The organism is Micromonospora sp. RP3T (assembly GCF_003027925.1).
GTDB lineage: Bacteria > Actinomycetota > Actinomycetes > Mycobacteriales > Micromonosporaceae > Micromonospora.
Genome location: NZ_PYPS01000014.1, coordinates 53,118 through 68,514 on the forward strand (window position 1 = coordinate 53,118; position 15,397 = coordinate 68,514).

Annotated in this window: 14 protein-coding genes; 11 read left to right on the forward strand and 3 right to left on the reverse strand. The window is 72.7% G+C overall.

Features of this window, described 5'->3' with window-relative positions; genetic code table 11:
- Positions 1 to 105: 105 nt before the first annotated feature.
- From C8054_RS13585 to C8054_RS13610, 6 genes are all read left to right on the forward strand, one after another.
- Positions 106 to 1,122 carry a hemolysin family protein gene (locus C8054_RS13585; RefSeq protein ID WP_107157152.1) on the forward strand — a complete coding sequence of 339 codons (1,017 nt, stop codon included), beginning with the start codon at positions 106 to 108 and terminating at the stop codon, positions 1,120 to 1,122.
- A gap of 33 nt (positions 1,123 to 1,155) precedes the next feature.
- Positions 1,156 to 2,181 carry a tryptophan--tRNA ligase gene (gene trpS, locus C8054_RS13590; RefSeq protein ID WP_107157153.1) on the forward strand — a complete coding sequence of 342 codons (1,026 nt, stop codon included), beginning with the start codon at positions 1,156 to 1,158 and terminating at the stop codon, positions 2,179 to 2,181.
- 37 nt (positions 2,182 to 2,218) lie between these two features.
- A complete protein-coding gene (locus tag C8054_RS13595; protein WP_107157154.1) occupies positions 2,219 to 2,782 on the forward strand; it encodes a 2'-5' RNA ligase family protein in 564 nt (187 codons plus the stop codon).
- Positions 2,783 to 2,838: 56 nt separating this feature from the next.
- Positions 2,839 to 3,780 carry a YhjD/YihY/BrkB family envelope integrity protein gene (locus C8054_RS13600; RefSeq protein WP_107157155.1) on the forward strand — a complete coding sequence of 314 codons (942 nt, stop codon included), beginning with the start codon at positions 2,839 to 2,841 and terminating at the stop codon, positions 3,778 to 3,780.
- Positions 3,777 to 4,151: a GntR family transcriptional regulator gene (locus C8054_RS13605; RefSeq protein ID WP_107157156.1), complete on the forward strand. Its 375-nt coding sequence runs from the start codon at positions 3,777 to 3,779 to the stop codon at positions 4,149 to 4,151. Before C8054_RS13600 ends, C8054_RS13605 begins: the two co-directional genes overlap by 4 nt.
- A 73-nt stretch (positions 4,152 to 4,224) precedes the next feature.
- On the forward strand, positions 4,225 to 4,668 hold the full coding sequence (locus tag C8054_RS13610; RefSeq protein WP_107157157.1) for a hypothetical protein: 444 nt from the start codon (positions 4,225 to 4,227) through the stop codon (positions 4,666 to 4,668).
- Between the two features lie 153 nt (positions 4,669 to 4,821).
- On the opposite strand, the gene C8054_RS13615 is transcribed toward C8054_RS13610, so the two are convergent.
- Both C8054_RS13615 and C8054_RS13620 read right to left on the reverse strand, forming a co-directional pair.
- The gene (locus C8054_RS13615; RefSeq protein ID WP_107157158.1) at positions 4,822 to 6,456 is read right to left on the reverse strand and encodes a glycoside hydrolase family 13 protein; all 1,635 of its coding nucleotides are present in this window, start codon (positions 6,454 to 6,456) and stop codon (positions 4,822 to 4,824) included.
- A gap of 181 nt (positions 6,457 to 6,637) precedes the next feature.
- Entirely contained in the window at positions 6,638 to 7,705 is a 1,068-nt protein-coding gene (locus C8054_RS13620) for a LacI family DNA-binding transcriptional regulator (protein WP_107157159.1), read from the reverse strand.
- A 197-nt stretch (positions 7,706 to 7,902) separates the two neighbouring features.
- On the opposite strand from C8054_RS13620, the gene C8054_RS13625 reads away from it, so the two are divergent.
- The 4 genes from C8054_RS13625 (at position 7,903) to C8054_RS13640 (ending at position 13,611) form a co-directional block, all read left to right on the forward strand.
- The gene (locus C8054_RS13625; protein ID WP_107157160.1) at positions 7,903 to 9,156 is read left to right on the forward strand and encodes a maltose ABC transporter substrate-binding protein; all 1,254 of its coding nucleotides are present in this window, start codon (positions 7,903 to 7,905) and stop codon (positions 9,154 to 9,156) included.
- Positions 9,156 to 10,790: an ABC transporter permease subunit gene (locus C8054_RS13630; RefSeq protein ID WP_107157161.1), complete on the forward strand. Its 1,635-nt coding sequence runs from the start codon at positions 9,156 to 9,158 to the stop codon at positions 10,788 to 10,790. The genes C8054_RS13625 and C8054_RS13630 overlap by 1 nt, the downstream gene beginning before the upstream one ends.
- Positions 10,787 to 11,671: a sugar ABC transporter permease gene (locus C8054_RS13635; RefSeq protein ID WP_107157162.1), complete on the forward strand. Its 885-nt coding sequence runs from the start codon at positions 10,787 to 10,789 to the stop codon at positions 11,669 to 11,671. The genes C8054_RS13630 and C8054_RS13635 overlap by 4 nt, the downstream gene beginning before the upstream one ends.
- Positions 11,672 to 11,811: 140 nt before the next feature.
- Positions 11,812 to 13,611 carry an alpha-amylase family glycosyl hydrolase gene (locus C8054_RS13640; RefSeq protein ID WP_107157163.1) on the forward strand — a complete coding sequence of 600 codons (1,800 nt, stop codon included), beginning with the start codon at positions 11,812 to 11,814 and terminating at the stop codon, positions 13,609 to 13,611.
- 55 nt (positions 13,612 to 13,666) lie between these two features.
- Here the strand turns inward: C8054_RS13640 and C8054_RS13645 are convergent, their stop codons facing one another.
- On the reverse strand, positions 13,667 to 14,254 hold the full coding sequence (locus tag C8054_RS13645; RefSeq protein ID WP_199199740.1) for a TetR/AcrR family transcriptional regulator: 588 nt from the start codon (positions 14,252 to 14,254) through the stop codon (positions 13,667 to 13,669).
- Positions 14,255 to 14,353: 99 nt separating this feature from the next.
- Here C8054_RS13645 and C8054_RS13650 point away from each other — a divergent pair, with 99 nt between their 5' ends.
- Positions 14,354 to 15,343 carry a hypothetical protein gene (locus C8054_RS13650; RefSeq protein ID WP_107157165.1) on the forward strand — a complete coding sequence of 330 codons (990 nt, stop codon included), beginning with the start codon at positions 14,354 to 14,356 and terminating at the stop codon, positions 15,341 to 15,343.
- Positions 15,344 to 15,397 lie beyond the last annotated feature (54 nt).

Consider the following 15,397-nt stretch of genomic DNA (forward strand, 5'->3'; position numbering starts at 1 on the left):
GCAGCGGCCGAGTGAGCGTCGCTCCATTCCACCACGATCCATCAGGATTGAACAGATACGCACATCGGGCCGGGCTGGCGCCGGTCGCTGTCTACCATGCTTGTCATGCGGGAAGCGGGTGGTCCCGGGCCCCGGCGGCGACCGTCGGGGCGGCCCCGACGCGAATCCGGTCCGCTGGCCCGGGCCGTGGCCCGGCTCGTGGTACGGGCCGCCGACGGCGCCACCCGGGTGGTGACCGGCCTGCTCGGGGCGAGCCCCACCGCCGGGCGGGAACGGATCAGCGAGGCCGACCTGCGCGACCTCGTCGCCGCAAACACGCTGCTCGACCCGGACGAACGCCGGATCATCGACGAGGTGCTGGTGGCCGGTGCGCGGCTGGTCCGCGAGGTGATGGTGCCCCGCACCGAGGTGGTCTTCCTCGCCGCCGGCCTGCCGGTGGCCGAGGCGCAGCGGCTGGTCCGGACCGACCCGCACACCCGCTATCCGGTGGTGGACGGCACGCACGACGACGTCGTCGGCCTGGTGCACCTGCGGGACGTGCTGCTGCGCCCGGAGCCGGCCGGCCGGGTCGCGGTCGGCGCGCTGACCCGCGAGGTGAAGCGGCTGCCGGGCAGCAAGCGGGTGCTCGCGGCGCTCACCGAGATGCGTCGGGAAGGGCACCACCTGGCCGTGGTGGTCGACGAGTACGGCGGCACCGCCGGCATCGTCACCTGCGAGGACCTGGTGGAGGAGTTGGTCGGGGAGATCCACGACGGGCGCCACGGGCCGCCCGATCCGGGACCCGCCGGCCTGCCCGCCGTGGTCGACGGCCGGCTCAACCTGGCCGACTTCGCCGAACGCACCGGGGTGCCGCTGCCCGCCGGCCCGTACGAGACGGTCGGCGGGTACGTGATGGCCGCGCTGGGCCGCCTGCCGGTGGTCGGCGACGAGGTGCCGGTGCGGGACGACCCGGCCGACGGACCGGATGCCGCCGATCCGGAGGGCTGGCTGCTGCGGGTGCTGTCGCTCGACGGTCGGCGGGTGTCCCGCCTGGCGGTCTCCGTGCGCCGGCTGCCCGAGCCCCGGCGCGAGGTCAGCGGCCCGCGCCCGTCCGTACCCGCCCGACCCGCCGGCCCGTCATGACGGACCCGGGGGCTTGCTGACAGAATTGCCGCCATGTCCGACGTACCCGCCCGCCCGCGCGTCTTCTCCGGCATCCAGCCGACGGCCGACTCGTTCCATCTCGGGAACTACCTGGGCGCGCTGCGGCACTGGGTGGCGCTCCAGGACAGCCACGACGCGTTCTACTGCGTCGTCGACCTGCACGCGATCACCGCGGGGCACGACCCCAAGGTGCTCCGGCAACGCACCCGGGTGGCCGCCGCGCAGCTCCTCGCGCTCGGCATCGACCCGGAACGCAGCACCCTGTTCGTCCAGTCGCAGCTGCCCGAGCACCCGCAGCTGGCCTGGGTGCTCGGCTGCATCACCGGGTTCGGCGAGGCCGGCCGGATGACCCAGTTCAAGGACAAGGCGCAGAAGCAGGGCAGCGACCGGGCCAGCGTCGGCCTGTTCACCTACCCGATCCTCCAGGCCGCCGACATCCTGCTCTACCAGGCGCACGCGGTGCCGGTCGGCGAGGACCAGCGGCAGCACCTGGAGCTCTCCCGTGACCTGGCGCAGCGGTTCAACTCGCTGTTCGGCCCCACCTTCCGGGTGCCGGTGCCGCACATCGTGAAGGACACCGCCAAGATCGTCGATCTCCAGGATCCCACCGCCAAGATGTCGAAGTCGTTCTCCGCCCCGGCCGGCATCATCGACCTGCTGGAGGACCCGGCCCGCTCGGCCAAGAAGATCCGCTCGGCGGTCACCGACACCGGCCGCGAGATCGTCTTCGACGCGGAGGGGAAGCCGGGCATCTCCAACCTGCTCACCATCTACTCCGCGCTCTCCGGCCGCGGCATCGACGACCTGGTCGCCGCGTACGACGGCCGGGGTTACGGCGACCTCAAGAAGGACCTCGCCGAGGTGGTGCGGGAGTTCGTCACCCCGATCCAGGAGCGCACCAACGGCTACCTGGACGACCCGGCCCAGCTCGACAAGCTGCTCGCGCGGGGCGCGGAGAAGGCCCGGGCGGTGGCGGTCGACACGCTGCGCACCGCGTACGAACGGGTCGGGTTCCTCCCCCCGGCGCGGTCCGCGTAGCGGCGCGGGCGGGGAAACGGTGACGGTGACCGGAGGGATGGCACGCGACGTGGCGGGCAGTGACGCAGCGCCGGGCGGCGGGGACACGATCCAGATCGGGATCGCTGTCGACGTGCCCGAGCCGTGGGGCGGGCTGCTCACCCGCCGCCGGGTCTCCGCCGGCGACCCGCAGGCCGTCCCGGCGCACGTCACCCTGCTTGGGCCCACCGAGATCCCGGTACGCGCGCTGCCCGCGGTCGAGGCGCACCTGAGCCGGGTGGCCGCCACCCACCTGCCGTTCACGCTGCACCTGCGCGGCACCGGCACGTTCCGCCCGGTCACCCAGGTGGTCTTCGTGACGGTGGCGGCCGGGATCAGCGAGTGCGAGCTGCTCGCCGCCGCCATCAACTCGGCCCCGGAGCTGCGCCGCGAGGCCCGCTTCCCGTACCACCCGCACGTCACAGTGGCCCAGGACGTGCCGCCCGAGGTGCTCGACAAGGCGTACGAGGACCTGGCCGACTTCTCCGCGCTGTTCGAGGTGGAGGCGTTCACGCTCTTCTCGCACAGCGGGGCGACCCGGTGGCAGCCCCGTCGCGACTTCCGGCTCGGCGGCCCGCGCTGAACACCCGGCCGGCCGGGCCGCCTCCACCGGGAGCGCCGATCGGCGAGGATGGCGGGGTGAACGTCTTCGGCCGGATCGAGGTGGCGGTCGGGCGTCGGATCGACGCGGCCCGCTGTCGCTCGTCCGCCTTCGACCACGTCTGGCTGGCCGGGACGCTCTACGCCGACCTGCTCGCCGGGCGGCTCGCCGCCGCCATCGCCTACTACGGCTTCTTCGCCGTGTTCGCGCTCGCCCTGGTCGCGTACTGGGTCTTCGGCGCGGTGCTGCGCGACAACGAGGACGTCAGCCGCGCGGCGGCCGAGTTCCTCCGGGAGAACCTGCCGTTCCTCGACCCGGCGCAGATCGCCGAGAGCAGCAACACCGTCGGCGTGGTCGGCCTGGTCATCCTGGTCTTCACCGGGATCGGCTGGGTGGAGGCGATCCGCTCGTCGCAGCGCCTGATGTACGGCTTGAACCAGCAGCCCGGCAACCTCGTGGTGCGCCGCCTGGTCGACCTGGGCGTGCTGGTCGCGGTCTTCGTGCTGCTCTTCGTCTCGGTCGCCGCCGTCGACGCGCTGGAGTCGTTGCTGCGCTTCCTGCTGCGCAGTACCGGCTCGGTCGGCCTGACCACGGTCAGCGCGGTGCTGAGCGTGCTGGTCAACGCCGTGCTCGCCGCAGCCCTCCTGCTGGCCGTGCCTCGGCTGCGGATGAGCCGCCGCCGGTTGCGCCCGGCGGTGTTGACCGTCGCGATCGGGATCACGCTGCTCAACACCGTGGGGCGCTACTACGTGGTGCGCACCGAGCGGAATCCGGCGTACACGGTGGTGGCGACCGCCGTGGGTCTGCTGCTCTACCTCTACCTGCTCAACCAGATGGTGCTCTTCGGCGCCGCGCTCGCCGCCACCAGCCGGTACGGCCGGGTGGTCGACCTGGCCGAGGGCGGTGCGCGGGAGGTGGACGTGGAGGCCGACGTGCTGGACGAGGAGACCGACCCGGGCACCCCGGGTGGCGGGGGATGAACCCGCGGGTCCGGGTGGACGCGGAGTCGGCGACACCCCCGTACGAGCAGGTGCGCGCCCAGCTCGCGAGCGCCGTCGGCGACGGTCGGCTGCCGGTGGGCACCCGGCTCCCCGCGGTCCGGCAGCTCGCCGCCGACCTGGGGCTGGCGGTGAACACGGTGGCACGGGCGTACCGCGAGCTGGAGGCCGCCGGGTTGGTGCAGACCCGGGGCCGGCACGGCACGGTGGTGGCGCCCGGGCGCGACGACGCCACCGACCGGCTGCACCGGGCCGCCGCCGACTACGCCGCCCAGGCGCGTCGCCTGGGTGTGTCGCCGGAGCGGGCGGTCGCCCTGGTCCGGGCGGCGCTGGACGCCGGCACGCGTGGCTGAGCGCGGTCGCCTGAGCGGGGAGACTCGTCGGATTGCGGTCCCCGGGCGGGCGCGGAACGACAATGATGGGCCGGTGGGCGCACTCGTGACACTGGACCTGCCGGACGACTCGCCGATGCTCGGCCTGCCCTGGATCATCACGTTCGGTCCGCTGGCCGCCGACGACGAGTGGGAGCCTGTGGTCTGCGGCCCGTACGAGCGACCGCACGCGCTGGCGCTGGCCGAGGCGGTGGTGGCCGAGGAGCAGTTGATGGCGGTCGTGGAGCCGTTGCTGCCGGCGCTAACGCCGGAGGAGATCCGCGGTGAGATCGCCGCCGCGCAGATCGCCGCCGAGGACGAGGCGGCCGAGGCCGACCAGGCGGATCTCTACGGCGACTTCGAGGACGTCATCGACGACGAGCTGGAGTTGGCCGCCGAACGCCAGCCGGAGCCGCAACCGGCGGAGCCGCCGGACGCCGACGAGGTCCGCGCCGGCTTCGCCCGGATCGCCGCGCTGCTCACCGCCAAGGGCGGCTGACCACCGGCGCGGCGCCCCGAACGGACGCCGGCCCCCGGGAGCGGACTCCCGGGGGCCGATGTCACCTCACCCCCCACCACAAGGGGTCGGCAGCCCAGCCGCCCGTCGGCGCGGAGCACAACGGACGACCAGGTCGTTGGCGGGTTACCCGGCTCAGCGCCGTTCGAACCACGCAGCCGCGTCCACCGGCAGGACGTGGCCGTCGCCCCGCTCGGTGAGATCGGCGCTGGCGACGAGCGGCCGGCCGAAGCCGGCGACCGTCACGTCCGCGCCGCTGAGGTTGACCACGCAGGTCAGCTCCGTGTCCCCGGCGGCCCGACGGAACGCCAGCACGCCGGGTTCGGTCTCCAGCCAGGTGATGCCGCCGAGGCCGGCAAGCGCCGGGTGCGTGCCCCGGACCCGCAGCGCCGCCCGGTACAGCTCCAGCGTCGAGCCGGGTACCCCGGTCTGGGCGGCCACCGAGAGGGCCCGCCAGGTCGCCGGCGCCGGCAGCCAGCTCAGTTCGCTGCCGTCCGACCCGAAGCCGTACGGGGCCAGCTCGCCGCTCCACGGGATCGGCACCCGGCAGCCGTCCCGGCTCTCGCCGGTGCGCAGGAACGACGGGTCCTGGCGCAGCTCGTCGGGGAGGTCCAGCACCTCCGGCAGGCCCAGTTCCTCGCCCTGGTAGACGTAGGCGCAGCCGGGCAGCGCGAACATCAGCAGCGCGGCGGCCCGGGCGCGGCGCAGGCCGACCTCGCCGTCGCCGTACCGGGTGACGTGGCGCTGCTTGTCGTGGTTGGAGAGCACCCAGGTGGTGGGCGCGCCGACGATCGTCGACTCGGCCAGCGCGGTGTCGATCACCTTGCGGAACGAGTCGGCCGACCAGGTGGCTTCCAGGAAGTCGAAGCTGAACGCCTGGTGCAGCTCGTCCGGCCCGATGTAGCGGGCCAGCCGCTGCGGCGTCTCGGCCCACGCCTCGGCGACCGCCATCCGGCCGCCCGGGTAGCTGTCCAGGATCGGCCGCCAGGCGCGGTAGATGTCGTGCACCTCGTCCTGGTCGAAGTAGGGCAGCCGGCCCTTGCCGAGCAGATCCGACTGGCGCTGCCCGGTGGTCATCGTGCTGAAGCCGACGTCCGGCAGGCCTTCGGCCTTGATCATGCCGTGCGCCACGTCGATCCGGAAGCCGTCGACGCCGCGGTCCAGCCAGAAGCGCAGGACGTCCTCGAACTCGGCGCGCACCTCGGGGTGGCGCCAGTTCAGGTCGGGCTGGGCCGGGTCGAACAGGTGCAGGTACCACTGGCCGTCGACCACCCGGGTCCAGGCCGGGCCGCCGAAGATGCTCTCCCAGTCGTTCGGGGGCAGCTCGCCCTGCTCGCCCTTGCCGTCGGCGAACAGGTAGCGCTCGCGCTCCGGGGAACCCGGGCCGGCGGCGAGCGCCGCGGCGAACCAGGGGTGCGCGCTGGAGGTGTGGTTCGGCACCAGGTCGACGATGATCCGCAGGCCCAGCGCGTGCGCGTCGGTGATCATCTCGTCGAAGTCGGTGAGGTTGCCGAAGAGCGGGTCGACGTCGCGGTAGTCGGCCACGTCGTAGCCGGCGTCGACCTGCGGGGAGGTGTAGAACGGCGTCAGCCAGAGCGCGTCCACGCCCAGCTCGCGCAGGTAGGGCAGGCGCCCCCGGATGCCCTGGAGGTCGCCGACGCCGTCGGAGTTCGCGTCCGCGAAGCTGCGGACGTAGACCTGGTAGACGACCGCGGACCGCCACCAGTCGTCGTCGGTGGCCGGTGGCGTGGGGGTGGGGGCGGAGGTCATCGGCGGCGATCCCGTTCTGTGGCGGCGCAGGGGTGTCTGAGCAGGATGCCGCGTCGGCGCTGCAAGAGTCAAGCATTCCTTGCGCAAGAAATGACGCCGATCACCCGCCCGACCAGGCCGGTCACCGTCCGCACTTCTCCCAGATCCCGAGACGCCCGCCCCGGCGTCGGGCGGGACGGGGTCAGGCGGGGACGGGAAGGGTGGGGGCGGGGCGTTGGCGCTTGGGGGTGGGGGCGGGCCGGGCGACCGCGGTGGAGCCGCGTACCACCAACTCCGGGCGGAACAGATACTCGGAGTTCGGGGACGGGTGCCCGTTGATCTCGTCGACCAGGGCGCGGACGGCGGCCACCGCCATGGCCGCGACCGGCTGGCGCACCGTGGTCAGCGGCGGATCGGTGAAGGCCATCAGCGGTGAGTCGTCGTAGCCGACCACCGAGACGTCCTCGGGGACGGAGCGACCGCGTTGGCGGGCCGCCCGGATCGCGCCGAGCGCCATCAGGTCCGAGCCGCAGACCAGGCCGGTCACCCCGCGCCCGATGAGCCGGCCGGCGGCGGCCTCGCCGCCCTCCACGCCGAACAGGGACAGCTCGGTCAGCTCGGTCAGGTCGTCGTCGGAGATGTCGGTGAGGCGCCGCATCGCGGCCTTGTAGCCGGCGACCTTGCGCTGCACCGGGACGAACCGGTCCGGACCGGTGATCAGGCCGATCCGCCGGTGCCCGAGCGCGACCAGGTGGGCGACCGCGAGTTCGGCGGACTCCCGGTCGTCGCAGGAGACGAACGGCGCGGGGATGCCCGGCGCGTACCCGTTGATCATGACGATCGGCAGTGGCCGGGCGAGCAGCGTGCGGTACCGGTCGTGGTCGGCGGCGGTGTCGGCGTGCAGGCCGGAGACGAAGACGATGCCGGAGACCTGCCGGTCCAGCAGCATCTCGACGTACTCGTCCTCGCGGACGCCGCCGGGGGTCTGGGTGCACAGCACCGGCGTGTAGCCGGTGGGCGCCAGCGCGGACTCGATGATCTGGGCGAACGCCGGGAAGATCGGGTTGTCCAGCTCGGGCACGACCAGGCCGACCAGCCCGGCGCTGCGCTTGCGAAGGCGGGCCGGGCGTTCGTAGCCGAGCACGTCGAGGGCGGTGAGGACGGCCTGCCGGGTCTCCGGGGCCACTCCGGGGCGGTCGTTGAGCACCCGCGACACCGTGGCCTCGCTGACTTCGGCCTGTTGGGCGATGTCGGACAGTCGAGCGCGCATGGCGGCACTTTAGCTCAACGGCAAAGTCTTGCGTACACTTCTGCAAGCCCTTCCATTCTCTGCAACCTCTTGCTAACGTCCCCGCAACATGCGAGAGCAGCGGCGCAGCACCCCCGCGCCGGTCAGCAAGAATTTTCAGAGGTTCCCACTGGCGGTCGCCCTTCCCCCGGCGTGCCGCCATGACGACAGGAGTACCGATGCGCATCCGTACCGCGGGTGTGGTCGCCGTCCTCGGCCTGGCGCTCGCCGCGTCCGGCTGTGGTGACAGCGGCAGCGACAAGCCGGCCGCCGAGCAGTCCGCCAGCAAGGCGACCGGCGGCAAGCTGGTCATCTGGGCCGACGACAAGCGCACCGCCGCCCTCAAGCCGTTCGCCGAGGAGTTCGGCAAGGAGAACGGCGTGACCGTCGAGGTGCAGGCCGTCTCCAAGGACCTGCAGACCAACTTCGTCACCGCCTCCCAGCAGGGCAGCGGCCCGGACGCCGTGGTCGGCGCGCACGACTGGATCGGCAACCTGGTCCAGAACGGCGCCATCGACCCGGTCCAGCTCACGGCCGAGCAGAAGGCCGGCTTCAACGAGACCGCGATCAAGGCGGTCACCTTCAACGGCCAGCTCTACGGCGTGCCCTACGCCACCGAGAACCTGGCGCTGCTCCGCAACACCGAGCTGGCCCCCGAGGCGCCGAAGACGATCGAGGACCTGGTCACCGCCGGCAAGAAGCTCAAGGCGGAGAAGAAGGCCAGCGAGATCCTCTGCCTCCAGTCCGGCCAGAACGGCGACGCGTACCACATCTACCCGCTGTACTCCTCGGCCGGCGGCTACCTGTTCGGCACCGCCGCCAACGGCGACTACGACCCGAAGGACCTGGGCGTGGGCAAGCCGGAGTCGATCGCCGCGTTCCAGAAGATCGCGAAGCTCGGTGAGAAGGGCGAGGGCGCGCTGAAGCGGTCCATCACCCCGGAGAACTCGATCTCCACCTTCACCGGCAAGAAGTGCGCCTTCCTGGTCTCCGGTCCGTGGGCCGTGGCCGACGCCAAGAAGGCCGGCATCAAGTACGACATCTCCCCGGTCCCCGGCTTCGCCGGTGGCAAGGAGGCCCAGCCGTTCGTGGGCGTCCAGGCGTTCTACGTCGCCGCCAAGGGCAAGAACAAGGCCCTGGCCCAGGAGTTCGTCACCAACTACGTGACCAAGCCCGAGCTGGCCGTCGCGCTGTACAAGGCCGAGCCGCGCCCGCCGGCGTTGACCGCCGCCTTCGACCAGGTCAAGGGCGAGGACCCGGACCTGGCGAAGTTCTCCGAGGCCGGCAAGAACGGCCAGGTTCTCCCGGCGATCCCGGCCATGGCCGCGATCTGGGACCCGTTCGGCAAGGCCGAGGCCGCCGTCATCGGTGGCGCCGACCCGGCCAAGACGATCACGGCCGCTGGCAAGACCATCCAGGGTCAGATCAAGTAATGAGCGCGCCGCTGTCCGGCCCGGGGTCCGCCACGCGGACCCCGGGCCGGGAGCCCGCTCGCCCCGGGCTCCCGCGTACCGCGCGGCACCACGCGCCGATCACCGCGACCGGCCTCGTCGTCAAGGTGGTCCTGCTCGGCCTGGTGGCCGGGATCGCGCTCTGGGCGGCGTTCCCGCTCATCGAGGCCGGGCACTGGATCGGGCTCGGCGTCCTGGTGGCCACCACCGCCGCCCTGTTCTACCTCTACCTGGGTCGCCGGCACATCCCGGCCAAGTACCTGGTCCCCGGCACGCTCTTCCTGATCGCGTTCCAGGTGCTGCCGGTGCTCCTCACCGCGAGTACCGCGTTCTCGAACTTCGGCGACGGCCACCGCGGCAGCAAGGACGACGCGGTCGTCGCCATCCAGACCTCCTCGGTGAAGCAGGTGCCCGGCTCGACCGAGTACGCGCTCACCATCGCCACCAAGGGCGACCCGGCGACCGGCCCGCTGACCTTCCTGCTCAGCGACCCGAAGACCAAGGAGGTCTTCGCGGGCGACGCGGGCGGGCTGCGCCAGCTCGACGCCGGCGCCGTCACCGTCAGCAGCCTCAGCGGCAAGATCACCGCCGCGGACGGCTACACCGTGCTGAACATCGGGCAGGCCAGCAGCCGCAGCGACGCGGTCACCGCGCTGATCGTGCCGACCGACGACGGCGCCATCCGCTCCAACGGCCTCACCCGGGCCTACGAGGGCAAGGCAGCCCGGGCGTACGACGCCGGCTGCGACTGCATCAGAGACAGCGAGAGCGGCAAGACCTGGACCGCCGACGAGAAGGTCGGCTCCTTCGTCGCCGCCGACGGCGAGCGGCTCAGCCAGGGCTGGAAGGTGAACGTCGGGCTGAAGAACGTCGGCGCGGTGCTCACCGACCCGAACATCTCCGGCCCGTTCTTCGGCACGCTGGCCTGGAACTTCGCGTTCGCGATCGGCTCCACCGGGTTCACCTTCCTGCTCGGCATGGCCATCGCGCTCGCGCTGCACTCGCCCCGGATGCGCGGCACCAACCTCTACCGGATGCTGCTGATCCTCCCGTACGCCATGCCGTCGTTCGCGATGCTGCTGGTCTGGCGGGACATGTTCAACACCGACTTCGGCCTGCTCAACAACCTGTTCGGGCTGGACGTCGACTGGTTCGGCGGCGCCTGGTCGGCCCGGGTCGCGGTGCTGCTGGTGCAGCTCTGGCTCGGCTACCCGTACATGTTCCTGGTGGCCACCGGCGCGCTCCAGGCCATCCCGCGGGAGCTGACGGAGGCCACCTCGGTCGACGGGGCCAGCCCGTGGCAGTCGTTCCGGGCGGTCACCCTGCCGCTGCTGCTGGTGGCGCTCTCGCCGCTGCTGATCGCGTCGTTCGCGTACAACTTCAACAACGTCAACGCGATCCTGTTCACCACCGAGGGCGGGCCGTTCGCGCCGGACAACCCGCGCAACGGCGCCACCGACCTGCTGATCACCTACACGTACCGGCTGGCGTTCGGCGCCCAGGGCGCCGAGTACGGCCTGGCCGCCACCGTCTCGATCTTCATCTTCGCGATCGTGGCGACCGTCTCGGCGATCAGCTTCCGGCGCACCCGCAAGCAGGAGGAGGTGTACTCGTGACCAGCATCGCGCAAACACCGGCCGCCCGTCGGTCGCGCGGCCGGTGGTTCGCCCAGGTGGGCTGGCGGCATCTGGTCGGGGTGCTGGCGGTGCTGTTCAGCCTCTTCCCGATCATGTTCGTGATCTCCGCGGCGCTCAACCCGCTCGGCACGCTCTCCTCGACCGAGCTGCTGCCGACCGGGGCGTCGCTGGAGAACTTCACCAACCTGTTCGACCGGACCGCGTTCGGCCACTGGTTCCTCAACTCGCTGCTGCTGGCGGGCGTGGCCAGCTTCGCGTCGATCTTCCTGTCGGCGCTGGCCGCGTACGCGTTCTCCCGGATGCGGTTCGCCGGGCGGCGGATCGGTCTGCTCACGCTGCTGCTGATCCAGATGTTCCCGCAGTTCCTGGCGATCGTGGCGATCTTCCTGATCTTCACCACGATCACCGACCTGTACCCGTCGATCGGCTTCAACACCCCGTGGGGCCTGTTCCTGCTCTACATGGGTGGCGCGCTGGGCGCGAACACCTGGCTGATGAAGGGCTTCTTCGACACGCTGCCGAAGGAGTTGGACGAGTCGGCGACCATGGACGGCGCGTCGCACGTGCAGGTCTTCTTCCGGATCATGCTGCCGCTGGTGGCGCCGATCCTGGCGGTGACCGGCCTGCTCGCGTTCATCGGGTCGATCAACGAGTTCATCATCGCCAACGTGTTCCTCACCAACACCGAGTCGAAGACGCTCGCGGTCGGCATGTTCGGCCTGGTCGCGGGCGAACGCAACAACAACTTCGGGATGTTCGCGGCGGGCACGCTGCTCACCGCGATCCCCACCGTGCTGGTGTTCCAACTCCTCCAGCGCTACATCGTCTCCGGCCTCACCTCCGGAGCGGTCAAAGGCTGAGCCTCCTCGGCTCACGCTGCGGCAAGGGCGTCGTGTCGGCGTACACCGGAGCGGTTTGGCGGGCGGACCGTCGCGGTCGGGTGACCGACCGCGGCGGGTGCCCGCCCACTCCCTGTCGGTACGACGCGAAAGGCCGCGGCATGTCCCTTCCACCGCACCACGACGGCTCCGCCACCTACGTCCCGGAGCAGGAGCCCGCGCTCGGGCAGACCGTCCCCGTCTTCGTCCGGGTGCCGGCCGGCGCCGGCGTCGACCAGGTGCACGTGCGCACCACCGGCGACGGCGAGCCGCACTTCGCCGAGGCGGTGGTCGACCGCGCCACGGACGGTGACGTGTGGTGGCGGGCCGACGTCGAGGTCCGCAACCCGGTCAGCAACTACCGTTTCCTGCTCGACGGCACGGCCGGCGCCCGCTGGCTCAACGCGGCCGGCACCGCCGACCACGACGTGCCGGACCACGGCGACTTCAAGCTGGTCAGCTACGCGCCGCCGCCGGCGTGGGCCCGGGACGCGGTGATCTACCAGATCTTCCCGGACCGGTTCGCCCGCTCGGCCGCGGCGGACGGGCGCACCGCGCCCGACTGGGCCGTCCCGTGCGACTGGGACACGCCGGTCATCGGGCGCGGTCCGGAGACGCCCCGCCAGTTCTACGGCGGCGACCTGGACGGCATCACCGAGCGCCTCGACCACCTGGACCGGCTCGGCGTCAACACGGTCTACCTCACCCCGATCTTCCCGGCCCGCTCCAACCACCGGTACGACGCGTCCAGCTTCGACACCGTCGACCCGCTGCTCGGCGGCGACGCGGCGCTGGTCCGGCTCGCCGACGCGGTACGCGCCCGGGGCTGGCGACTGCTCGGCGACATCACCAGCAACCACACCGGTGACGCGCACCGCTGGTTCACCGCCGCGGTCTCGGACGTCAACGCGTTGGAGCGGGACCTGTACTACTTCGACCTCCCGGGACAGGACTACGAGTCGTGGAACGGGGTGAAGTCGCTGCCGAAGCTCAACTGGGGCAGCGCCGAACTGCGCCGCCGGTTCGCCACCGCCGAGGACTCGCTGCTGCGCCGCTGGCTGCGTCCGCCGTACGGGCTGGACGGCTGGCGGGTGGACGTGGCGAACATGACCGGCCGGCGCGGCGCCGACGCGTACACCCACGAGGTGGCGCGACTGCTGCGCGAGGTGGTCGCCGAGACCCGCCCGGACGCGTTGCTGCTCGCCGAGCACGGCCACGACCACACCGGCGACCTGGACCGCGACGGCTGGCACGGCACGATGAACTACGTCGGGTTCACCGACCCGGTGTGGTCCTGGTTGCGCGCGGGGGACGGCCCGGTGCCGAACTTCCTCGGCACGCCAGGCGGGGTCCGGCGGCGGGACGCGGACGCGGTGCTGGCCACCATGAACGCCTACCGGTCGTTGGTCTCGTGGCGGTCGTACACGCACTCGTGGCAGCTCCTCGGCTCGCACGACTCGGCCCGGATCCGCACCGTGGTGGGCGACGCGGCCCGGCAGGAGGTCGCGGCCGGGCTGCTCGCCACCATGCCGGGGACCCCTGTCGTCTTCGCCGGTGACGAGCTGGGCCTGACCGGCACGAACGGGGAGGGCTCGCGTACCCCGATGCCGTGGCACCGGCCGGAGAGCTGGGACCGGCGCACGTTCGACGCGTACCGGTCGCTGCTGGCGCTGCGCCGCGCCGAGCCGGCGCTGCGGCACGGCGGCCTGCGGTGGGTGCACGCCGACGCGGACACGCTGGTCTTCCTGCGCGAGGCCCCGACCGGAGGCGTGCTGGCCCTGGCCCGCCGGGCCCCCGGCACCCCGCTGCGCCTGACCGGCCTGCCGGCCGCCGAGAACATCTACGGCGGCGCCCCGGCGCTGCCCCCCGGCACCGCCACCCTCCCCGCGGACGGCCCCACCTTCCAGCTCTGGAGGTGGTGAAAGGAGGGGCCCCCGGTTAACGCTTTCTGCATAACCGGGGGCCCCTCCTAACACCTCAGCGGAGCAGGGACCGGGCGCCGGTCAGGTAGGTGGCGCGGTCGGGGGAGCCGGTGAGGATGCGCTGGGTGAAGTACCCCGGCACCAGGCCGAACAGGGCCGCGCCGACCGCGTCGGGGTCGGCCTCGGGGGGCAGCTCGCCGGCGTCGCGCGCCCGCCGGGCGGCGGTCACGAAGTGGCCGCGCAACCGGGTGTACGTGGCGGCGACGAACTCGGCCAGCACCGGATCCCGTTGTGCCTCGCTCCACACCTGCAACGCCAGGGGCAGCACCCCGTCCGGGCCGAGCTGGCCGTCGACGAAGGCCAGGGCACGCTCCAGCACCCCGGTCAGCGGCAGCGGCGGGTCGGCGGTGGACAGGTCGGCGAAGTTCTCGTCGGCGGTGCCGACGACCGCCTGGGCGATGGCCGTGATCAGGTCGTTCTTGCTGGGGAAGTAGCGGTAGACGGCGCCGACCGAGAGCCCGGCCTCCCGGATCACGTCCTGCATCGAGGTCTGGTGGAAGCCGTCGCGCAGGAAGCAGCGCCGGGCCGCGTCGAGGATCTGCTGGCGGCGGGCGGCGAGGTGCTGTTCGGAGACGCGTGGCACGACACACATTCTAAAGCGAACGTTCGTTCTTGACGAACGCGTCGATGGCGGCGCACGCTCAGGTTCAAGAGAACGAACATTCGTTTTAAGGAGGCGACGATGCTCCGCTCCCGCTCGCCCTGGGCCCTCACCGCGCTGCTGGTCGGCGTGGCGGTGGTGGTGCAGGTGCTGCTCGTACCGCTGTTCGCGGCCCCTGCCGCGCACCTCGCGCCGCGCGACCTGCCGGTGGCCGTGGCCGGGCCGCCGCCGGCCGTCGCCGAGCTGACCGCCCGGCTGACCGCCGCCCGCCCCGGCGGCTTCACGGTGACCGCGCTGCCGGACGCGGCGGCGGCCGACCGGGCGCTACGCGACCGGGAGGTCTACGCCGCGTTCGTGGCCGGCCCGGACGGCGTCGCCCTGCACACCGCGCCGGCCGCCGGCCCGACCGTGGCGGCCCTGCTCACCGAGGCCGCCGGCCAGCTCTCCGCCGGCCGCCCGGTGCCGGTGACGACGGTCGTGCCGACCGACCCGGACGACCCGCGCGGGGCCGGGTTCGCCGCCGGGTTCCTGCCGTTGGCGCTCACCGGCATGCTGGTCGGCGCGCTGCTCACGCTGCTGGTGGTCGGCCGGCGCGCGCGGCTGGCCGGCCTGCTCGGGTACGCGGCGCTCGCCGGCGCGGCCGGTGTCACGGTGCTGCACGGCTGGCTCGGTCTGCTCGACGGCGACCCGTGGCGGGAGGCGGCCGCGATCGGTCTCTTCTCGCTCGCCGCCGCCGCCACGGTGGCGGGTCTCGGCGCGCTGCTCGGCCGCGCCGGCCTCGGCCTCGGGGCGCTGCTCGTCTTCCTGGTCGGCAACCCGCTCTCCGCGGTCGCCGCCGCGCCCGAGCTGCTGCCGCAACCGTGGGGGACGGTCGGGCAGTTCCTGCCGGTCGGCGCGGGCGGCACGCTGCTGCGCTCGGCGGCGTTCTTCGACGGCGCGGGCGCCGGCCGGCCGCTGGCGGTGCTGATCGGGTACGCGCTGGTGGGGCTGGTGCTGGTGCTGGCCGGTCGGCGGGCCGAGGTCGCCGGGGAGGTGCCGGCGGCACCCGAGCCGGCCCAGGTCACGGTATGACGGCAGCTCGGCGGGGTGACTACTACGCAGTGTCGTTGATGGGGGAGGATGGCC